The sequence below is a fragment of the Pectobacterium sp. F1-1 genome (assembly GCF_025643735.1).
Classification (GTDB): Bacteria; Pseudomonadota; Gammaproteobacteria; order Enterobacterales; family Enterobacteriaceae; genus Pectobacterium; species Pectobacterium colocasium.
Window position 1 is genome coordinate 3,723,117 of the sequence record NZ_CP104733.1, and the last position, 21,576, is coordinate 3,744,692.

The 21,576-nt window shown below is 52.9% G+C and carries 17 protein-coding genes, 1 tRNA gene, 2 rRNA genes and 3 pseudogenes; 16 read left to right on the forward strand and 7 right to left on the reverse strand.

The features are described 5' to 3' along the window. Positions 1-260 precede the first annotated feature (260 nt). The 3 genes from proV (at position 261) to proX (ending at position 3,852) form a co-directional block, all read left to right on the forward strand. The gene (proV, locus tag NAL19_RS16680; RefSeq protein WP_180740705.1) at positions 261-1,463 is read left to right on the forward strand and encodes a glycine betaine/L-proline ABC transporter ATP-binding protein ProV; all 1,203 of its coding nucleotides are present in this window, start codon (positions 261-263) and stop codon (positions 1,461-1,463) included. Continuing rightward, positions 1,456-2,721, forward strand: a complete 1,266-nt coding sequence (gene proW, locus NAL19_RS16685; protein WP_263057924.1) for a glycine betaine/L-proline ABC transporter permease ProW — start codon at positions 1,456-1,458, stop codon at positions 2,719-2,721. The genes proV and proW overlap by 8 nt, the downstream gene beginning before the upstream one ends. 126 nt (positions 2,722-2,847) lie before the next feature. Then, complete coding sequence (gene proX / locus NAL19_RS16690) at positions 2,848-3,852, forward strand: glycine betaine/L-proline ABC transporter substrate-binding protein ProX (RefSeq protein ID WP_263059738.1); 1,005 nt, start codon at positions 2,848-2,850, stop codon at positions 3,850-3,852. A 58-nt stretch (positions 3,853-3,910) separates the two neighbouring features. On the opposite strand, the pseudogene NAL19_RS16695 reads toward proX, so the two are convergent. Continuing rightward, positions 3,911-4,597 (reverse strand): annotated as a pseudogene (locus tag NAL19_RS16695) (lactonase family protein); the annotation flags it as partial. Here NAL19_RS16695 and NAL19_RS16700 point away from each other — a divergent pair. The 8 genes and pseudogenes from NAL19_RS16700 to NAL19_RS16735 form a co-directional block, all read left to right on the forward strand. Then, a pseudogene (locus NAL19_RS16700) lies at positions 4,596-5,165 on the forward strand (MFS transporter); the annotation flags it as partial. The pseudogenes NAL19_RS16695 and NAL19_RS16700 sit on opposite strands and share 2 nt — an antisense overlap. Positions 5,166-5,348: 183 nt before the next feature. Continuing rightward, a complete protein-coding gene (locus tag NAL19_RS16705) occupies positions 5,349-6,089 on the forward strand; it encodes an AzlC family ABC transporter permease (protein ID WP_263057926.1) in 741 nt (246 codons plus the stop codon). After that, positions 6,086-6,415 carry an L-valine transporter subunit YgaH gene (gene ygaH / locus NAL19_RS16710; protein ID WP_263057927.1) on the forward strand — a complete coding sequence of 110 codons (330 nt, stop codon included), beginning with the start codon at positions 6,086-6,088 and terminating at the stop codon, positions 6,413-6,415. Before NAL19_RS16705 ends, ygaH begins: the two co-directional genes overlap by 4 nt. Before the next feature lie 189 nt (positions 6,416-6,604). Further along, a complete protein-coding gene (gene mprA / locus NAL19_RS16715; protein WP_225085583.1) occupies positions 6,605-7,120 on the forward strand; it encodes a transcriptional repressor MprA in 516 nt (171 codons plus the stop codon). A 107-nt stretch (positions 7,121-7,227) separates the two neighbouring features. Continuing rightward, complete coding sequence (locus NAL19_RS16720) at positions 7,228-7,428, forward strand: hypothetical protein (protein WP_263057928.1); 201 nt, start codon at positions 7,228-7,230, stop codon at positions 7,426-7,428. Positions 7,429-7,444: 16 nt separating this feature from the next. Then, positions 7,445-8,620, forward strand: a complete 1,176-nt coding sequence (gene emrA / locus NAL19_RS16725) for a multidrug efflux MFS transporter periplasmic adaptor subunit EmrA (RefSeq protein ID WP_263057929.1) — start codon at positions 7,445-7,447, stop codon at positions 8,618-8,620. Between the two features lie 56 nt (positions 8,621-8,676). Then, positions 8,677-10,174: pseudogene (gene emrB, locus NAL19_RS16730) on the forward strand (multidrug efflux MFS transporter permease subunit EmrB). Between the two features lie 203 nt (positions 10,175-10,377). Next, the gene (locus NAL19_RS16735) at positions 10,378-11,562 is read left to right on the forward strand and encodes a NupC/NupG family nucleoside CNT transporter (protein ID WP_263057930.1); all 1,185 of its coding nucleotides are present in this window, start codon (positions 10,378-10,380) and stop codon (positions 11,560-11,562) included. A 179-nt stretch (positions 11,563-11,741) separates the two neighbouring features. Here the strand turns inward: NAL19_RS16735 and NAL19_RS16740 are convergent, their stop codons facing one another. Next, positions 11,742-12,182 (reverse strand): DUF3574 domain-containing protein, encoded by a 441-nt coding sequence (locus NAL19_RS16740; protein ID WP_263057931.1) that lies wholly within the window; start codon positions 12,180-12,182, stop codon positions 11,742-11,744. A 69-nt stretch (positions 12,183-12,251) separates the two neighbouring features. Continuing rightward, entirely contained in the window at positions 12,252-13,400 is a 1,149-nt protein-coding gene (locus NAL19_RS16745; RefSeq protein ID WP_225085589.1) for a tRNA/rRNA methyltransferase, read from the reverse strand. Positions 13,401-13,649: 249 nt separating this feature from the next. Between NAL19_RS16745 and trxC the strand changes: the two genes are divergently transcribed. The 5 genes from trxC to NAL19_RS16770 all read left to right on the forward strand — a co-directional run bounded on the left by trxC (position 13,650) and on the right by NAL19_RS16770 (position 19,569). Then, the gene (gene trxC / locus NAL19_RS16750; protein ID WP_263057932.1) at positions 13,650-14,069 is read left to right on the forward strand and encodes a thioredoxin TrxC; all 420 of its coding nucleotides are present in this window, start codon (positions 13,650-13,652) and stop codon (positions 14,067-14,069) included. A 135-nt stretch (positions 14,070-14,204) separates the two neighbouring features. Then, a complete protein-coding gene (locus NAL19_RS16755; protein WP_317630291.1) occupies positions 14,205-14,954 on the forward strand; it encodes a tRNA-uridine aminocarboxypropyltransferase in 750 nt (249 codons plus the stop codon). 33 nt (positions 14,955-14,987) lie between these two features. Further along, a complete protein-coding gene (locus NAL19_RS16760) occupies positions 14,988-17,636 on the forward strand; it encodes a bifunctional acetate--CoA ligase family protein/GNAT family N-acetyltransferase (RefSeq protein ID WP_263057933.1) in 2,649 nt (882 codons plus the stop codon). A 189-nt stretch (positions 17,637-17,825) separates the two neighbouring features. Continuing rightward, positions 17,826-19,181, forward strand: coding sequence for a CDP-diacylglycerol--serine O-phosphatidyltransferase (gene pssA / locus NAL19_RS16765; RefSeq protein ID WP_263057934.1), 1,356 nt, complete (start codon positions 17,826-17,828; stop codon positions 19,179-19,181). 64 nt (positions 19,182-19,245) lie between these two features. Beyond that, positions 19,246-19,569: a YfiM family lipoprotein gene (locus NAL19_RS16770; protein WP_225085592.1), complete on the forward strand. Its 324-nt coding sequence runs from the start codon at positions 19,246-19,248 to the stop codon at positions 19,567-19,569. Here the strand turns inward: NAL19_RS16770 and NAL19_RS16775 are convergent. From NAL19_RS16775 to rrf (NAL19_RS16790), 4 genes are all read right to left on the reverse strand, one after another. Next, entirely contained in the window at positions 19,566-20,846 is a 1,281-nt protein-coding gene (locus NAL19_RS16775; RefSeq protein ID WP_263057935.1) for an MFS transporter, read from the reverse strand. The genes NAL19_RS16770 and NAL19_RS16775 overlap by 4 nt on opposite strands. Positions 20,847-21,151: 305 nt before the next feature. Next, positions 21,152-21,267 (reverse strand): 5S ribosomal RNA (rrf, locus tag NAL19_RS16780). 37 nt (positions 21,268-21,304) lie between these two features. After that, positions 21,305-21,380: transfer RNA gene (locus NAL19_RS16785), tRNA-Thr, on the reverse strand. 18 nt (positions 21,381-21,398) lie between these two features. Then, positions 21,399-21,514 (reverse strand): 5S ribosomal RNA (rrf, locus tag NAL19_RS16790). Between the last annotated feature and the right edge of the window lie 62 nt (positions 21,515-21,576).

The following is a 21,576-nucleotide window of genomic DNA, read 5'->3' on the forward strand; positions in this document are numbered from 1 at the left end:
TACGTCACGTAAAAGTTAACAGGTAACGTACTGTTATAAAAATAATTATCTTCAAAACAGAAATCATAAAGATCGCGTAAATCATGAAGATAACACAGCATCAATAGCACTTCAGATATCGCTAGAATTAGCCCAACCAGAACCCCTACCGAGGCAATAAAGGGTTGTCTCAGAATCTGAGTATGGTAGGGTAGATTATGTTTAATCATTATCAGGGCTACGTTATAGAATTATAAACGACACAGGAAAACAATAATTTCATGGCAATTAAACTTGAAGTAAAGAATCTTTATAAGATATTTGGCGAGCACCCAGACAGAGCATTTAAACTGATTGATAAAGGCCTGAGCAAGGATCAGGTATTTGAAAAAACAGGGCTTACTGTCGGGGTAAAAGATGCCAGTCTGGCCATTGAAGAAGGCGAGATATTTGTCATCATGGGATTATCCGGTTCCGGCAAATCCACCATGGTACGCCTTCTCAATCGTCTGATAGAACCCACTCGGGGTCAGGTGCTGATCGACGGTGAGGATATCGCTAAAATATCCGATACCGCGCTGCGCGACGTGCGCCGCAAGAAGATCAGTATGGTGTTCCAGTCCTTTGCGCTAATGCCGCACCTGAATATTCTCAGCAACACCGCGTTTGGTATGGAACTCGCTGGCGTGCCGAAAGCGGAACGTGAGCAAAAAGCACTGGATGCCTTACAGCAGGTCGGTCTTGAAGCCTACGCCGCGTCTTACCCGGATGAGTTATCCGGCGGGATGCGCCAGCGTGTCGGTCTGGCTCGCGCATTAGCGAACGACCCCGATATCCTGCTGATGGATGAGGCATTCTCCGCACTCGATCCGCTGATCCGTACTGAAATGCAGGATGAGTTGATCAAACTCCAGTCTCGTCATCAACGCACTATCGTCTTTATCTCGCACGATCTGGATGAAGCGATGCGCATCGGTGACCGAATTGCCATCATGCACGGCGGTGAAGTGATTCAGGTCGGTACGCCCGATGAGATCCTGAATAACCCGGCCAATGACTACGTGCGCACCTTTTTCCGCGGTGTCGATATCAGCCACGTGTTTAGCGCCAAAGATATCGCCCGTCGCCGCCCGGTCACCCTAATCCGTAAAACCCCCGGCGTAGGCCCACGTTCCGCGCTGAAAATCCTTCAGGACGAAGACCGTGATTACGGCTATGTGCTAGAAGGCGGAAAACGCTTCATTGGCGTTGTGTCTATTGATTCACTGAAGCAGGCGCTGAAAGAACAGCAGCCGCTGGAACAGGCGTTACTGCCCGAACCTGCTCCCGTGCCCGCAGATATGTCACTCAACGAGCTGATTTCTCAGGTCGCACAGGCTCCCTGTGCCGTCCCTGTCGTCGGCGAAAATCACGAGTACATTGGCATCATTTCCAAAGGAATGTTGCTACAGGCACTGGATAAGGAAGGAGTGACCAATGAGTAAATCAACGTCAAACCCGTGGGATACCACCACCACACAAAACCAGCCCGCCGATCAAGGCGCGGCCTCTCAACAGGGCAATACCACGCCAAACGATCCGTGGGCAACCAGCACGCAGAATGCACCTGCCGATTCTGCACCAGTTCAACATAACGCGACGGCAGATAGCACCCCGCAGGGCGATCCCTGGTCCACCAGCGCGCCAGCTCAGGATACACCGGCTAACGGCAGCGATGCCTGGAATAGCGCACCGGCTCCTGATGGTTCCGCCGATGCAGCCCATCAGGCTGCTCAGTCCGGTAGCGACTGGCTGAACAACGCCGCCCCCGCGACACCCGAGCATTTCAACCTGCTCGATCCGTTTAAGGACACGCTGATCCCGCTGGACAACTGGGTCACCCACGGTATCGACTGGCTTGTGCTGCACTTCAGGCCGGTTTTTCAGGGCGTTCGCGTCCCGGTCGATTTTATTCTGGGCGGCTTCCAGCAATTTCTGCTGGGGATGCCAGCGCCAATCGCCATTCTGGTGTTTTCGCTGCTTGCCTGGCAGATGTCCAGCCTCGGCATGGGGGTCGCCACCCTGCTGTCGCTGATCGCCATTGGTGCCATTGGCGCCTGGTCGCAGGCCATGATCACGCTGGCTCTGGTGCTCACCGCACTGTTCTTCTGTGTGCTCATCGGGCTACCCATGGGGATCTGGCTGGCGCGTAGCGAACGAGCCGCGAAGTTTATTCGTCCCTTGCTGGATGCCATGCAGACCACGCCCGCGTTTGTCTATCTGGTGCCTATCGTCATGCTGTTCGGTATCGGTAACGTGCCGGGCGTCGTAGTGACCATCATCTTTGCCCTGCCGCCGATTATTCGCTTAACCATTTTGGGTATTCGTCAGGTTCCGGCCGATTTGATCGAAGCCGCGGAATCCTTCGGTGCCAGCCCGCGTCAGATGCTGTTTAAGGTTCAGCTTCCGCTGGCGATGCCAACCATCATGGCAGGCGTTAACCAAACGCTGATGCTGGCACTGTCGATGGTGGTGATCGCCTCGATGATCGCCGTGGGTGGTCTGGGTCAGATGGTACTGCGCGGCATTGGCCGTCTGGATATGGGACTGGCTGCCGTCGGCGGTGTCGGGATCGTTATTCTGGCAATTATTCTTGACCGTCTGACTCAGTCTCTGGGACGCGATCGCCGTAGCAAGGGCAACAAAAGCTGGTACGCCAGCGGCCCGATTGGCCTGCTGACCCGTCCTTTCATCAAGCCATAACGCTCGTCCCGTTTGTCTGGCACGCGTCAGACAAACGGCGACATTCACTATTCGTTTAATCCGCAATATTCATTTTATTAGCAACATTCGCGAATCAACACACGATAAAAAACAGAGGGAATCATGATGCGTAACACCACACTTTGGGCTGCCGCCCTGACGACCACACTGTTGAGTACACACGTTTACGCCGCTGACACCGCACAACCGGGCAAAGGTATTTCCGTTATCCCGGTGCAAAGTACCATCTCCGAAGAAACATTCCAGACGCTGCTGGTCAGCCGCGCGTTAGAAAAGTTGGGCTATGACGTGCAGCCTCCCCGTGAAGTGGACTACAACGTGGCCTACACGTCGATCGCCTCCGGCGATGCGACATTTATTGCCGTGAATTGGGATCCGCTGCATGCCGACCAATATAAAGCCGCAGGCGGGGACGCGAAGTTCTACCGTCAGGGTGAATATGTCTCCGGTGCCGCACAGGGTTACCTGATCGATAAGAAAACGGCTGAAAAATACAAAATCACCAATATTGCGCAGTTAAAAGATCCGAAAATCGCCAAGCTGTTTGATACCAACGGCGACGGCAAAGCCGACCTGACCGGCTGTACGCCGGGCTGGGGATGCGAAGCGGTCATCAATCACCACCTTCCTGCCTATGGCTTAAGCAACACGGTTGAGCATAATCAGGGTAACTATGCCGCGATGATCGCCGACACCATCACCCGTTATAAAGAAGGCAAGCCGATCCTGTACTACACCTGGACGCCATACTGGGTGAGTGACGTGCTGGTGCCGGGACGTGACGTGGTGTGGTTGCAGGTACCGTTCTCTTCTCAACCGGGAGAAATGAAAGGCGTCAGCACTAAACTGCCTAACGGCGCCGACTACGGCTTCCCGGTTAACAACATGAGAATTGCGGCAAATAAGGCATGGGCAGAGAAAAACCCGGCAGCCGCGAAGCTGTTCGCCATCATGAAACTGCCGATTGCCGATGTGAATGCGCAGAACCTGCGTATGCATGAAGGCCAGGGTTCACAACAGGATATCGAGCGTCATGTTGATGGCTGGATCAAAGCCCACCAGCAGTTGTTTGACGGCTGGGTGAAAACCGCCGCTGACGCCGCAAAATAATCACCTATAGATCAGCGCCCTTTCCAGCGAAAGGGCGCTTTTTATTGAAGAATAGCAATTACGGCAGATTAACGATTTCGACCCAGTTCGCGCCTTTTCCCGTCGGATATTGCCCAACTCGGACTAAATCCCCGTTGTCCTGATTGATGCGATACACCGACAGTGACGTCGATTTTTCACCGCTGGCGATCAGGAATTTCCCGCTTGGATCGATCTGAATACCGCGCGGCTGCGTTTCTGTCGGGTAACGCGTAATGTATTTCAACTGGCCGGTTTTCGGTTCTACCCGCAGCAGCGTAATCGTGCTTTTGGTGCGCTCCGATACGTACAGGAATTTTCCATTTGGCGTCAGACGTAAATCGGCACTCCAGATCTGCGGTCGGCTATCGGTGTTCTTTTTATCCGGTGTGATCGTCCCCGCCCGCATGCCTGCATCGGCCGGAACGGTGTCCGTGTAATCCAGTAACGTCAGTTGCCCCGTCTTTTCATTCAACGCCAGACGCGCGACATTGCCAGACAACTCATTGCTCACATAGAGCGTTTTGTTATCTGGCGATAACACCAGATGGCGAGGCCCGTTCCCCTCCGGCAGTTTAATTTCCGCCGGCTCATTCGGCGTCAACGTGCCCGTTTTCGCATCAAACCGGAACTGAACGATCTGATCGCTGCCCAGATTGCTGGCAAAGACGAACTTATTTTGGCGATCGGCAATAATACTGTGCGCCTTCTCCCCTGTCGGCACCACCCCATTGCTGCGCACGCGTGCCATTCTGGGCTGTCTGTCCTTTGCCAACTTCAGCATTCTGTGGACGTCGATGGCCTTCCTGCTGGCTTCACCGCCATACGGTTATTCCGAAGGCGTAATCGGTCTGTTTGGTCTGGTTGGTACCGCGGGAGCATTAGCAGCATCGCGCGCAGGGCGTCTGGTCGATCAGGGCAAAGCCAAGCCGACCACCAGCGCGGGGATTATCCTGCTTTTGCTGTCATGGGGCTGTATCGCGCTCGGCATTCATTCCATCGCTGCGCTGCTCATTGGTATCATCGTGCTGGATCTGGCGGTTCAGGGCGTGCACGTCACTAACCAGAGCGTCATCTACCGTATGATGCCTGAAGCACGTAACCGACTGACAGCCGGTTATATGACCAGCTACTTCATTGGCGGCGCGCTGGGTTCACTCCTTTCTGCCTCGGCTTATCAGCATTGGGGCTGGCTCGGTGTTTGTGGCGCGGGCGCGATTATCAGCCTGTTGAATCTGGTGGTGTGGTGGCGAAACCATCATCACGAGACGCAGGAAGCCATGTCGGCGCTGTAGCTCCTCGCGTTTATCACTCTCCCGGTTGAGCCCTCTCCGTTGAGACCATTTCTTCCGGGAAAGTGACGTCCGATACCATTGCGCTGAAAATTATCACGTCCGTTTCGCAATAGCGTGAAATTCCGGTAACGCTTTGCTACTGTTATCGATTAATTCCCTTTAAGTACAAAAAATATCAGGCCAGTGAAGACATTCATTACTCCCGCACCATCAGTACCGACAAAGTCTGCGTCCTTTAGCGAAGGCGTCTTTGACAGTCTTCCCATTGTTATCGGCTACATGCCCGTGGCATTCGCGTTTGGCATGAACGCGGTCAAGTTAGGATTTACGCCGCTGGAAGGTATTTTCCTCTCCTGCATCATTTACGCGGGTGCCAGCCAGTTTGTCATCACCGCCCTGCTTAGCGCCGGCATGTCCATCTGGGTGGCGGCCTTGACCGTTATGGCGATGGATGTTCGCCATGTGCTATATGGGCCGGCGCTACGGCATCGCATTGCACAGCGGCTGCCGACCCGCAAAACCGCGCTCTGGGCGTTCGGCCTGACGGACGAAGTCTTTGCCGCCGCCGCTACCCGGCTGGCAAAAGACAACCGACGCTGGTCAGAAAACTGGATGATGGGCGTGTCACTGCTCGCCTGGCTCTCATGGGTGCTCGGTACGGTGATCGGCGCCGTGTTCGGCAACGGCCCACTGGACGACTACCCTGCCGTCGAAGCCGCGCTGTCTTTCATGCTGCCCGCGCTTTTCCTCAGCTTTTTACTCGCCTCTTTCAAGCGCAAACAGAGTCTGGTCGTAGCCTGCGCGCTAGGCGGCGCGCTGCTGGGATTGCTGCTTTCCTCCATTCCCGCCGCAATACTGCTCGGCATTCTCAGCGGCTGTCTGGCTTCGCTGGTTAACCCCGCCACGCCACAGGTGAACACATGAGTACGGAAGTCATTCTTATCGGGCTGATTGTAGGGCTGGTGAACTACCTATTCCGCTATCTGCCCCTGCGGCTGAGCGCCTCACGCGCCTCCGGCTCGTTGCAGCGCGGTAAAAAAGCGCTGTTGCTTGATAGCATCGGCATTGCTTCTATTTGTGCGCTGCTGATTGTTTCCAGCGTGCCGGATGTTCTCGCGCATCACGAAAAGCTGCTGCCAACGCTGGTCGGCTTTATGACGCTGACAGCCTGTTTTTATAAAACCCGCAGCATCGTCTTATCAACGTTACTGGGCGCGCTGTGCTATGGAATTGCGTTTAAGCTGCTTTGAATTCGCAGCCTGAATTATCAAATAAGATTTTGATTTAAATAAAGTAAACGGCGAGTTATTCCTTATTTACGCTATTCTTCGTTTACTTTCTGTCACAGAAATAAGCACAATTTCCCACCTGAATGCCGTTTACCCATTTAGTAACATTAGTTACTATGCACTCCGTGATTAATGAGGTTTATATAAAAAATGGACAGTTCATTCACTCCTATAGAACAAATGCTCGACCTGCGTGCTTCACGTAAACCAGGATTCCCACGTCAAGAAGTCTTACTATTGCGCCTTTTCATGCATGTCCAAGGCAAAATTCTGGAACACAGAAACAGAATGCTGAAAGATCAGGGCATCAATGAAACCCTCTTCATGGCATTGCTGACGCTGGAATCTCAAGAGTCTTATAGCATTCAGCCTTCCGAACTCAGCGCAGCGCTGGGGTCATCACGTACCAATGCAACGCGTATTGCTGACGATCTGGAGAAAAGAGGCTGGATTGAGCGGCGCGAAAGTAGCAATGACAGACGCTGCCTGCACCTGCATCTGACAGAAGAAGGCAAAGCCTTTCTCGGTAAATTACTGCCACCACAGCACCACAGCATGCATGTGCTGTGCTCGGCGCTTGAGTCCAGTGAACAAGCTCAGCTTGAAGCCCTGATGAGAAAACTTCTGGCTCGGCTGGATGAAATGGACGACCTCGATAACCTATAACGTCGCTATTCCATAGTGCCGACAGTCAATAACATCAACGGTTAATAACAACAGAAAACAACAAAGCATCATAGTCGGCACTTTTTTCACCCGGAATGACCCGATGCATGCGTATCGGGCAGGTGGGTTTTGCTGCGAAAAACAGGCATGACCTTTCCGCCGTCGCGACGTGCGGTTTAGCAAAACGGCAATCTCAGGCTCCGGGCGAGGCGATCTGCAAACGCCACCGAGCGGCACAACAAGATGAATTCATTGCGACTATCGCCAGGCTGCCCAGTCTGGTGCGACAGGCGATACAAAGAGAATAAAAAGAGAGAGAACAGCATGAGTGAAAGTGTGGAAAATCAGGTGCCAAAAACGCCACCAAGAAACAAAAAACAACAGCGTAAGCGAGTGCTATCGCTGATGACGTTTATTTTCGTCGTGCTGGGCTGCGCTTGGCTGGTTTACTGGTTCCTGGTACTCAGACACCACCAAAGCACTGACGATGCCTACGTCGCAGGTAATCAGATTCAGATCATGGCGCAGGTCAGCGGCAGCGTCACCCATGTTAACGTCGACAATACCGATTTTGTTAAGCAGGGACAGGTACTGGCGGAGCTGGATCCTACCGATGCTCAACAGGCGTTTGAACGCGCGAAAACCGAACTGGCCAACAGCGTGCGCCAGACGCACCAATTGATTATTAACAGTAAGCAGTATCAGGCTAACATTGAACTGCGCCAAACCGAGTTGAACAAGGCACAAAGCGATTTGAGCCGCCGGGAAGCGCTGGGCAGCGCCAATGCCATCGGGCGTGAAGAAGTGCAGCATGCTCGTGATGCCGTCGCGACCGCCAAAGCCGCGCTGGAAGTCGCCAGACAGCAATATCAGGCGAATCAAGCGATGATTCTGGATACGCCGCTTGAGAAGCAGCCAGCGATACAGCAAGCCTCGGTAGCAATGCGCGATGCCTGGCTGGCGCTACAGCGCACCAAAATCGTCAGCCCGATTGACGGTTATGTCTCACGTCGCAGCGTACAAATTGGTGCGCGTATCTCTCCGACGTCAGCGCTAATGGCCGTGGTGCCTGCCAATCACCTGTGGGTCGATGCGAACTTCAAAGAGACACAGTTGGCCAATATGCGTATCGGCCAGCCAGCTACCGTGGTCGCAGATATCTACGGTGATGACGTGGTGTACCAGGGGAAAGTCGTCGGCCTCGATATGGGAACCGGTAGCGCGTTCTCTCTGTTGCCCGCTCAAAATGCGACCGGCAACTGGATTAAGGTCGTTCAGCGCCTGCCCGTCCGTATTGAACTCGATCCCAAGCAGGTCGCCGAACATCCGTTGCGTATCGGCCTGTCTGCGCTGGTTAATGTCGATACCGCCAATACAGAAGGCAGCGCGTTAGCAGAAACCTCACGCACCACGCCAGCCTACCAAAGCGATGCGCTGACGCTGGATCTCACCCCTGTTAACCAGGACATCAGCGCCATTATTCAGGCGAACGCCGGTTAATCGGGCAGGAGAGAAACGTGCAGAGAGAACCGCTTAAAGGTGCCAGTCTGGCCTGGATGACCGTTGCTCTGTCGCTGGCAACGTTCATGCAGGTGCTGGACTCCACCATCGCCAACGTCGCTATTCCGACCATCGCCGGTAATCTGGGTGCGTCCAACTCGCAGGGAACGTGGGTCATCACCTCGTTCGGGGTCGCTAACGCTATCTCCATCCCTATCACTGGCTGGCTGGCCAAACGGTTTGGCGAAGTCCGCCTGTTTCTGTGGTCAACGGCGCTCTTCGCCCTGACGTCCTGGCTGTGTGGTGTATCCAGCAGCCTGGAAATGCTGATTTTCGCCCGCGTGTTGCAGGGGATTGTCGCCGGGCCGCTGATCCCGCTGTCACAGAGTCTGTTGCTCAGCAACTACCCTCCGGCGAAACGCAGCATCGCCTTGGCGCTGTGGTCAATGACCGTGGTCGTCGCGCCGATCTGTGGCCCGATTCTGGGCGGCTGGATTAGCGACAACTATCACTGGGGTTGGATATTCTTCATCAACGTTCCGTTGGGCATCGCCGTGGTGTTTATTGCTATGCAAACGCTGCGTGGGCGAGAAACCAAAACCGAGATCAAGCCTATCGATACTATCGGGCTGGCGCTGTTGATCGTCGGTATCGGTAGCTTGCAGATGATGCTCGATCGGGGAAAAGAGCTGGACTGGTTTAACTCGACGGAAATCATCACCCTGACCGTTGTGGCGGTGATTGCAATCGCATTCCTGATTGTCTGGGAACTAACGGACGACCATCCAGTGGTGGATTTGTCGCTGTTTAAGTCGCGCAACTTCACCATTGGCTGTCTGTGTATCAGTCTCGCCTACATGTTCTACTTCGGGGCGATCGTACTCTTGCCGCAGCTGTTGCAGGAGGTGTATGGCTATACCGCTACTTGGGCCGGGCTGGCGTCCGCACCGGTTGGGTTGATGCCAGTGGTGCTGTCGCCGATTATCGGTCGCTTCGCACCGCGTCTGGATATGCGCAAGCTGGTGACGTTCAGCTTTATTATGTACGCAGTCTGTTTCTATTGGCGTGCGTACACCTTCGAGCCGGGGATGGATTTCGGCGCCTCGGCCTGGCCGCAGTTCGTGCAGGGGTTTGCCGTGGCCTGCTTCTTCATGCCGCTGACGACCATCACGCTGTCCGGGCTTCCGCCGGAACGTTTGGCGGCGGCATCGAGCCTGTCGAACTTTGCCCGAACGCTGGCAGGTTCGATCGGGACATCGATTACCACCACGCTCTGGACCCAGCGCGAATCGCTGCACCATGCGCATCTTACGGAGTCGATCACGCCGTATAACCCCATCGCGCAGGAAACGTATCAGCAGCTTCAGGCAATGGGAATGAGCCCGACACAGGCCTCAGCTTACATCGCACAACAGATTACCGCACAGGGACTGATTATCTCCGCCAACGAGATCTTCTGGGCCGCCGCGGGCGTATTCCTTGGTGCTGCTGGTGCTGGTCTGGTTCGCTAAACCGCCCTTTACTACCGGCGGTGGAGGCGGTGGCGCGCACTAGTTCGTTCACAATCTATCTTTCCCCTTCCGTCAACTGCGGGCAGAAGGGGAACCTTCTCTTATTATTCCCCCTTCCCTGATTAATCAGATGCCCTTAATCCTGATAGCACAGTAGCGAATAACGATTTACAGATTCGGGATAAACATATTTTCACATTCCGATTACAATGCGCCTCTTTTATTCGGGGATTACGTGGTTCTGCTATGTCACAGGTTTTACATTTCATTTTGGCAACAGCGGCAATTTTTTTGCTGGCATTGCTCGTCAGCCACGACAGAAAGCGTATTCGACCGCGCTTTATTGTGCAGTTGCTGGTGATTGAAATTTTGCTAGCCTATTTCCTTTTGCATTCCAGCATCGGACTTAACGCGATTAGTTCCTTTGCCGGGTTGTTTGAAAAACTATTATCTTTCGCCAATCAAGGAACCGATTTTGTGTTTGGCGGCATGAATGCACAGGGTCTGTCTTTTATCTTCCTCAATGTGCTCTGCCCTATCGTCTTTATTTCCGCGCTGATCGGTATTTTGCAGCACTGGCGAATTTTGCCTTTGATTATCAAAGGTATCGGCACCTTGCTGTCTAAGGTCAACGGGATGGGGAAACTGGAGTCGTTTAACGCCGTAAGTACGCTGATGCTCGGGCAATCGGAGAACTTTATCGTCTATAAAGGCATCATCGCCGACATGTCGCCACGGCGGATGTACACAATGGCCGCGACGGCGATGTCGACCGTTTCGATGTCGATCATCAGCGCTTACATGACCATGCTGGACGCCAAATACGTGGTTGCGGCGCTGATTCTGAATATGTTCAGCACCTTTATCGTGCTGTCGATCATCAACCCTTATCAGCCTGGCGATGAACCAGAATTGAAGCTGGAAAAGTTACATGAAAACCAAAGTTTCTTTGAAATGCTGGGGGAATACATCCTGGCCGGTTTTAAAGTGGCGATGATTATTATGGCAATGCTGATCGGCTTCGTGGCCTTGATTGCCGCCGTCAATGCGCTGTTCAGCACCGTTTTCGGTATTAGCTTCCAGGCAATTATGGGCTATGTCTTTTCACCGCTGGCGTGGCTGATCGGCATTCCGTCTTCCGATATCCTGAATGCGGGCAGCATCATGGCGACCAAGCTGGTGGCGAATGAATTCGTTGCCATGATCGAATTGAAGAAGATCGCGGCAGAGATGTCACCACGCGGACTGGGCATTTTGTCCGTGTTCCTGATTTCCTTCGCCAACTTCGCGTCAATCGGCATTATCGCGGGCGCTATCAAAGGGCTGAATGAAGCACAGGGCAACGTGGTATCACGCTTCGGCCTGAAGCTGGTTTATGGTTCTACGCTGGTGAGCTTGCTGTCTGCGGCAGTGGCGGGACTGGTGCTTTAATTTTTAATTACAAATCAAAAAATTAATAACCAGATAATGACGAAATCACATATTAGGGGAAACGCGGGGATAAGGTTCCCGCAGGGATGCCTTACCCCGTGGTAGCCCCGAGTATCTCGATCTCATCGCCATGATTTTCAACAAAACCATCAGCCCCTGAAAAGGGGCTGATAAAAAAATCAGAACGCGACGCAGACGGGTGCATCGATCCGCATGACGGACTCCTGCGCGAAACGAGCTTTGTAGGTGGTGCGCAGCGCTTCAATATCACGCTCTTTATCGGAACCATGAATCAGCATCAGCGCTTTGCTGTTCTCCCGGGCAACAACCCCATCGTTCCCCAGCCATTGTCCTTTAGCATCGAACACCGTGAGCCCTTCTTTAAAGCGCGGTGTCACCTCGCCGTCCAGAAACGCTTTCCACTCAGCATCGGAGATCACCGGGCCAGCGGGACGATTCAAACCAAAATACAGCGTGGTCTGTACCTGTTTGTCGCCAATCTTACACGCCTCAACGACTGGTGCAGCGGCAACCGGGGTGGATGCGCGCGGTAGCGAACTGCAACCGCTTGCCAGTAATGTGCCCAACAACAACGATACCGCAATAACGTTCTGCTTCATTAATCATTCTCTCATCCGTGGTTATGCCTTCTCAGGGAGAACATTCCCCCTGAGAGTCGACACGTACTATCAGGCCTGATTCTGTCGCCACCACTCGGACAGTAAAATGCCCGTTGCGACCGAAATATTCAGACTTTCAACCTTACCAGTACCGCCGATAGAGACTTTCACATCCCCTTGCTGCCAGGCGCTATCTGACAGGCCATCACCTTCCTGACCCAGCACAATCACGGTTTTCGCCGGAAGCGTCGCTTGCGACAATGCCGTGCCTTTATGGCTGGATGTGGTCACGATGGTGTAGCCAGCGCGACGGAATTCCGCCAGCACGGACAGGAAATCGTCAGCGTTAATCGCCTTAACGTGTTCCGCCCCGCCTTCCGCCGTACGCACAGCCGCGCCGGATTCCAACAGCGCCGAATCCTGCACCAGAATACCTTTCACGCCGAAATGTGCGCAACTGCGCATAATGCCGCCGAGGTTGTGCGGGTTACCCACATCTTCCAGTGCCAGTACACAGTCGTGCTCACCCGCCGTTTTCAGGTACTCACGCACATCCATGCCCTGACGCTTTTTAATCAGGAAGCAGACGCCGCCGTGGTGTTCAGTACCGGATGCCTTAATCAGCTCTTCCTCTTCCACAACGTGGTACGCCTTGCGGTTTGCCGCCATCCAGCGCAGTGCATCGCGGAAACGCGGCGTCACTTCTTGCAGGAACCAGGCGCGAACAATCACCTCAGAGCGGTTTTTAAACAGCGCCTGGCAGGCATTCTCGCCGTAAACACGAGTTTCTTCCTGACGCTGGCGACGCAGTTGCTCAGGATCGATCTGGCTTTTGCCCGTAATACCGCCGTGATCCGGCGTTTCGCTATCGCCCGGCGCACGAGACACGGTTTTCCACGGAGATTCATAACCGCCCGTTTCTTCACCGCGTGGACGCCGAGGACGATCGCCGCTGCGTTCGTTACGATCTTTATTGCCCCACGGCGTTTTATTGCTCTCGCCGTCGCGGGACGGATTTTCCCGGGCATAGCGCGGGTTAACGTCACGCGGATGCTTCGGCTTTTCACGCGGATCCCGTGAACCGCCGCCATCACGCCGATCGCCACGACGATCTTTGTCAGTTGGGCGCTTGTTTTTATTCTCTTTCTCGCCCTCATCATCACTGCGGACGTACATCACACGGACTTTGCCGCTTTTACTATTGAATGAATCGCTCATTGTTTTCTCCACCTACGCGCTGGGCGCGAAGATTACCTTATGTACACCCGCTTAGCCACACGCTTGTGGTAAAAGAGCGCTAACAGTCAGAAGCTATTGTAGCTATTGGGCAAACCACGTTGTTGCCATCATGTCTCCCCACCATAATTTATTCACTTTTAAGCAACATGCCGTTGACTTTCCAATGCCGCATTACGCGCATTTTATCAGCGACATCTTTATTTTAGCCCTTTTATCTGAGGCCCTGTTATGAATACGGTATGTGGATCTTGCCAAACAACCAATCGCTTGCCAGAAGCGCGTGTTGATGACCATGCAAAGTGTGGCCGTTGCGGAGAAACCTTATTCAGCGGCGACGTCATCAACGCCACAGAGGCAACGCTCGATAAACTATTGCAGGACGATCTTCCCGTCGTGGTCGATTTCTGGGCACCCTGGTGCGGCCCCTGCGTCAACTTCGCTCCCATATTTGAAAATGTCGCGCAGGAACGTAGTGGGAAAATCCGCTTTATTAAGGTCAATACCGAAGCTGAACCGGCGCTCAGCGCACGTTTCCGCATCCGCAGCATTCCAACCCTCATGATCTTCAAGCAGGGCCAGATGATCGACATCCTTAACGGCGCGCTGCCGAAGGCACAGTTTGAAGAGTGGTTGGATGAATCACTGTAGAAAACAGTGAGGCATTATTGCCTCTCCCCTTTTGGTCAACCCGCCTGTCGATTAGAATGTCGCCTTTCTGAACCTGCTTCCCGATGATTACAACGAAGCAGGTTCGTTGCAGAATCTCATGGCGTCACCTATTTCATGATCAACCATCCTTTAATGGTCAACCGTCCTACCCTGGACAATGCCGTACTTCGCCTGCGTCAGCAGCGTCTTGAGCAGTCAACCAAACCGTTCCGCGCCCGTGGCTGCCGCGTCGTACGCTGCCAGCAGTGTTTGTTGCCCGCAACCACCTGTCTGTGCCACACCTTTCAGACACAGCCATCCCGCAGCCGCTTCTGTCTGGTGATGTTTGATACCGAGCCGCTAAAGCCAAGCAATACCGGACGCCTCATCGCCGATATCCTGCCTGAGACACAGGCGTTTCTCTGGTCACGCACCGAGCCCGATCCCCAATTGCTTGCGGCTCTGCAAGACCCGGATGTTCAGCCCTATCTGGTCTTCCTCGCCGATGCCGCGGAAGAAGGGCGCCAGGTGTTTCACCAGCTTCCCGCCACGGAAAAGCCTGCGCTATTTGTCTTACTCGATGGTACGTGGCCGGAAGCGCGCAAGATGTTCCGCAAAAGCCCCTATCTGGACAATCTGCCAATCCTGTCGCTGAATGTAGAGGCCCTTTCCCGCTATCAGTTGCGTGAAGCCAGCAGCGCAGGACAACACTGCACCGCCGAGATTGCTATCGCCCTGCTTGCTCAGGCAGGCGATACCGTTGCAGCTGACGCGCTATCGCAACACTTTGACCGTTTCCGGCGACACTATCTGGCCGGGAAATCACACCACAGCGTGCAGGAAAATTTACCCATCGTCACAGCACAACCGGCAGAAAGCGTTTAGTATCAAAGGGGATTGCTGTGTAAGGAGTGACGCATGAGCCAGCGCGGATTGGAAGCACTGTTACGCCCTAAGTCTATTGCCGTTCTCGGCGCATCAGAAAAGCCGGGACGAGCCGGTTTTCTGATGATGAAAAACCTGCTGGACGGCCATTTCAGCGGCCCTGTGCTGCCCGTTACGCCGAAATATCGTGCCGTTTGCGGCGTGCTGGCCTACCCGACGGTCGCCAGCCTGCCCATGACGCCCGACCTTGCCGTGATTTGCACCAACGCCAGCCGTAATCTCACACTGTTAGACGATCTGGGACAGAAAGGCTGCAAAACGGTCATCATCCTCTCCGCACCACCGACCCAGTTCAGCGAATTAAAGGCCTGCGCTGCACGCTACCACATGCGTCTGCTTGGCCCTAATAGCCTCGGGCTACTCGCGCCCTGGCAAGGTCTGAATGCCAGTTTCTCCCCTGTCCCGATTATGAAAGGTAAACTGGCATTCATTTCGCAGTCGGCCGCCGTTTCTAACACGATACTGGATTGGGCGCAGCAGCGCGGTATTGGCTTTTCCTATTTTATCGCCTTGGGCGACAGCCTGGATATTGATGTCGACGACCTGCTCGATTTTCTGGCCCGCGATGGCAAAACCAGCGCGATTCTGCTGCATCTGGAACACATTAGCGATGCACGCCGCTTCCTTTCCGCCTCTCGGAGCGCCTCCCGAAATAAACCGATATTGGTGATCAAAAGCGGGCGCAGCCAGCAGGCACAGCAACTACTGAATGACCAGCGCCACGGTCTGGATGCCGCCTATGATGCAGCCATTCAACGAGCAGGCTTGCTGCGAGTACGGGATACGCATGAGCTGTTTTCCGCAGTGGAAACCTTAAGCCACCTGCGACCGCTACGCGGTGAACGCTTGATGCTAGTGAGCAACGGCGCATCACCGGCCGCACAGGCACTGGATCAGCTTCTCAGCCGGCAAGGCAAACTGGCACAGCTCAGCGAGGCGACCCGTCAAGCGCTACAGGAAGCATTGCCGCAGACCGTTACTATCGGTAATCCGCTCGATCTGCGTGATGATGCGACAGCCGCTCGCTATCAGGCAGCGATTTCGGTCCTACTGGACAGTGACGACGTCGATGCGCTCTTGATCATTCACGCGCCCAGCGCTGCCGCCCCCAGCACCGAAAGCGCTGCCCAACTGATTACGCTCTTTCAACAACATCCGCGTGGGAAAAGAATTACGCTACTGACCAACTGGTGTGGCGAATTCTCCTCGCAGGAAGCACGGCGCTTATTTAATGACGCTGGCATTCCGACCTATCGCACGCCAGAAGGCGCGGTAACCGCCTTTATGCATATCGTCGAATATCGGCGTAATCAGAAACAGTTAAAGGAAACCCCAGCGCTGCCGCTGGATTTGGGCATCAACGCCAGTCAGGCACATGCGCTAATTCATCAGGCACTGTCAGATGGCGTCACTCAGCTCGATACGCATGAAGTTCAGCCAATTCTGCAAGCCTATGGTTTAAATACCTTACCCACCTGGATTGCTGGCGACAGTGCAGAAGCCGTCCATATTGCCGAGCAGATTGGCTACCCGGTCGCGATTAAGCTGAGATCGCCAGATATTCCGCATAAATCGGAAGTGCAGGGCGTCATGCTATACCTGCGAACCGCCAGAGAAGTCCAGCAGGCGGCAGATGCCATTCTTGACCGGGTGAAACGTACCTATCCGCAGGCGCGTATTTACGGCCTGTTGGTACAAAGCATGGCAAATCGCGCCGGTGCGCAGGAACTCAGGATTGCCGTCGAACAAGATCCCGTTTTCGGCCCGCTGATTATGTTGGGCGAAGGCGGCGTTGAGTGGCGAGAACAACAGGCTGCCGTCGCCCTGCCTCCGCTGAATATGACGCTGGCTCGCTATCTGGTGCTGCAAGCCGTGAAAGGTGGCAAGATTCGTGAATACAGCGCGTTGCGCCCGCTGGATATTCCCGCGCTCAGCCGCTTGCTGGTTCAGGTTTCTAACCTGATTCTCGACTGCCCTGAAATTTACCGACTAGACATTCACCCCTTGCTGGCGTCCGGGGATGCGTTCACGCTGCTGGATGTCACGCTACATCTAACACCGTTCAGTGGCGATCCCCAATCAAGGCTGGCAATCCGCCCCTACCCACATGAACTGGAAGAAACGGTCATCCTCAAAAATAGTGATACCTGCCTGTTTCGGCCGATTTTGCCGGAAGACGAACCGCTGCTCAGCTCGTTCATCGCAAGGGTGACAAAAGAAGACCTGTATTACCGTTATTTCAGCGAAATTAATGAATTTACTCACGAAGACTTAGCCAATATGACGCAAATTGACTACGATCGTGAGATGGCATTTGTTGCCGTACGCCAGCTCGGTGAGGAAACAGAGATTATTGGCGTGACACGCGCGATTTCCGACCCGGATAATACGGACGCGGAATTTGCCGTGCTGGTACGCTCCGATCTAAAAGGGCTGGGCCTAGGCAGACGGTTGTTGGAAAAGCTGATCGATTACGCACGGGCGCACGGTCTCTCTCGCTTGACCGGCATTACCATGCCGCATAATCAAGGCATGATTCAACTGTCCAAAAAGCTCGGTTTTCACATCGACGTACAATTAGAAGAGGGTATTGTGACGCTGGAATTGCCGCTGAAAGACTGATCGCACGACGTGACATGGCTCTTGCAACGGGAATTGTTATCACAAAACAGGGTCACAACAGCCGGAAAGTAATGGTATTATCGCCCATTCGGCTACTCCTTAACTTTTGATAATGACCAGAAGGTCATATACCCTAGTGCAGCTCGAAGTATGGTGGGTATAAACTGATGAGAGAAGAAACGCACTGTGATGCTGTCAAATTTTAAACGCAATAAATACCAACAGCACCTTGCACAACTGCCCAGAATCCCTCAGAACGCAGATGATGTTCAGACGTTGCATTCGCCTGAGCTTTTCCGCACGACGCTGATTAACGCCATTTTGAGCGCTAAAAAGCGCGTCTATATCGTGGCGTTGTATCTTGAACGTGACGATGGCGGCATGGGGATTCTATCTGCAATTTATGAAGCCAAACGGCAGTGTCCAGAGCTGGATGTCCGTGTTTTGGTAGACTGGCATCGTGCTCAGCGTGGCAGGATCGGCGCAGCGGCAGAAAATACCAATGCCGATTGGTATTGCGACATGGCGAAAAAACATCCAGACACGGATTTCCCTATCTATGGTATTCCAGTCAACACGCGCGAAGCGTTGGGCGTGCTGCACCTGAAAGGGTTCATTGTCGATGACACGGTCATCTATAGCGGAGCCAGCCTGAATGATGTTTATCTGCATCAGCATCAGAAGTACCGCTATGATCGCTATCAGCTGATCCATAATCCGGTATTGGCTGATACGATGGTGCAATACATCCAGACAATGCTGTCGGCACCGGCAGTGCAGCGGTTGGATCATACCGATCGCCCGAAGAGTCTGGAAATCAAAAATGATATCAAGCAGTTCCGCCAAGCGTTGCGCACCGCCAGTTATCAGGCCCCGGAACACCGTGCGGATGCGAATGAATTAACCGTCACACCATTGGTCGGACTGGGAAAGCAAAGCCCGCTGAATAAGACCATACATCATCTGATGTATTGCGCTGATGAGCATCTGGTCATCTGTACCCCTTATTTCAATCTGCCAGCACTGCTGGTCAGAAATATCATCAGGCTCTTGCGGGACGGCAAGAAAGTAGAAATTATTATTGGCGATAAGACCGCTAACGATTTCTATATTCCAGAAGACCAGCCTTTCAAAATCATCGGTGCACTACCCTATCTCTATGAGATCAACCTGCGACGCTTCCTGAGCCGTTTGGAACGCTACATTGAGAATCAGCAGCTTGTTGTGCGGTTATGGAAAGACGGCGACAACAGCTTCCACCTGAAAGGCATGTGGATCGATGACAAATGGCAACTGCTGACGGGGAATAACCTTAATCCTCGCGCATGGCGTCTGGATCTGGAAAACGCCATCCTGATTCACGATCCTCAGCAGGTTTTATTACAGCAACGTCTGGACGAACTGGATAAAATCAGAACGCATACCCACATCGTAAAAAGCTATATGGAACTGGAAAGCATCGCGCAATATCCGGTGAAAGTCCGTAAGCTAATACGACGCCTGCGCCGTATTCGTATCGATCGGCTCATCAGTCGCATTCTCTAAGACTCACGCTATACTTTGAAAAACCTCGGCTTCCGGGGTTTTTTATTATCTCTGGGGAAGCTCTATGCGCTTACTGTGCGTCGCCGCAATAATTTGCTGCTCTGGATGCAGTCACATCGCGCAAGATCGCTGGACAGGTCAGGATAAAGCCCAACATTTTCTCGCCTCAGCCGCCATCAGCGCCGCCGGATATGAATATGGCACGCATCAGCGCTGGAGTTCAGATCGTAGCGGCGGATTCGGCATTATGTTGTCAATCAGCATGGGGATGGCAAAAGAGCTTTATGATAGCCGAGAAGGCGGAACGGGCTGGAGCTGGCAAGATCTTGTTTGGGATATAGCCGGTGCCACCACCGGCTATGCGCTATGGCAATTATCTGAACACTAAAGCTTCATCCCTTTGCCTTTACGGTGCAACGTTAGCGATACAATAAACGCAATCGCTCCCATTCCTGATACGTACCAGAAGAAAGCCGTTTCCATACCAAACGATTTCAGCGAAAGCGCAACATATTCAGCCGAACCACCAAACAAGGCATTCGCCACGGCATAAGATAAACCAACGCCTAACGCACGGACTTCAGGCGGGAACATTTCTGCTTTTAAAATACCGCTAATGGACGTGTAGAAACTGACAATAATCAGTGAAAGCATCACCAGCGCGAAAGCAATGACAGGGCTAGTCACACTCTGTAGCACCGTCAGAATAGGCACCGTCAGCAGTGCCGCAAGCCCACCGAAGAAAAGCATTGAACTACGCCGCCCAATCTTATCCGACAGCGCGCCAAAGAACGGTTGCAGCAGCATAAAAATGAACAGGGCGAGAGTCATTAACCCACTCGCCGTTTTCGCATGCATTCCCGCCGTATTCACCAGATATTTTTGCATGTAAGTGGTAAACGTATAAAAGGCTAAGGAACCACCGGCAGTAAAACCCAGTACGGTAATAAAGGCGCGGCGATGTTTCCACAACCCCGCAAGAGAACCAGCATCTTTATGTTCGCGAGTCGTTTTATCCGATGTTTCATTCAAAGAGCGGCGTAAATAAAGCGCCACAATTGCCAAAATAGCACCGAGAGCAAAAGGAATACGCCATCCCCACGCATGCAAATCTTCATCACTCAGAATCTGCTGCAAGATCACAACAACTAACAGTGCCAGCAATTGGCCACCAATCAGCGTGACATATTGAAAAGACGCATAGAATCCCTTTCTTCCCTCAACGGCAACCTCACTCATATATGTTGCACTGGTACCATATTCTCCACCGACGGAAAGACCTTGAAATAAGCGAGCTAATAACAATAAAAAGGGAGCCCAGGTACCAATAGTTTCATATCCCGGCAAGCATGCAATAACCAGCGATCCAAAACACATCATGCAAACCGAAATTAACATTGAATTTTTACGACCATGCTTGTCAGCAATGTAACCGAAAAGCCAACCGCCGATCGGTCTCATTAAAAAGCCTGCTGCAAAAACCCCTGCTGTTTGTAGTAATTGAGTGGTGGTATTTCCCGAAGGGAAGAAGATATGGGCAAAATAGATTGAGCAAAAGGAATAAACATAAAAATCAAACCACTCGACTAAATTACCCGATGAAGCGCCAACTATAGCTCGGATACGCTGACGCGTATCTTTCGCATTCTCTGTTAGATCAGTCATCCTATTTTATTCTCCTATTTTTTCCGGGCATAAAACGATGCCCTTTATAGTAAAGCAGCACTTAAAGTTTGAGGCAAAAAGTTCCTGATTGTAATAATTTATTAATGCAACAACGCAGGCAGCACTTTTAATTATTCGTAAATGAAACAGGGATAAATAAAGCAGATATAAACAGAACGTTATTATGAGGAGAGTTAATAAGAAGATAAGTAGAGTTTATTCAGATAAAGGAAACGAGCCAGTATTCCAAAATAGAAATAAACAAAAGGCCATCCTTAACAGGATGGCCTTTTGTCTTAATTGATACCTGGCAGTTCCCTACTCTCACATGGGGAAGCCCCACACTACCATCGGCGCTACGGCGTTTCACTTCTGAGTTCGGCATGGGGTCAGGTGGGACCACCGCGCTATCGCCGCCAGGTAAATTCTTTTTTAAGCCGAACATTAACCCAAATAACTGGTGCTGATACCCAGAGTCGAACTGGGGACCTCACCCTTACCAAGGGTGCGCTCTACCAACTGAGCCATATCAGCGCACCTGTGTAATTTGATGCCTGGCAGTTCCCTACTCTCACATGGGGAAACCCCACACTACCATCGGCGCTACGGCGTTTCACTTCTGAGTTCGGCATGGGGTCAGGTGGGACCACCGCGCTATCGCCGCCAGGCAAATTCTGTTTCATTCTAACCGTCGCACTTCAGTCGCTTTCGCTTTTTGTCTGTACAACCA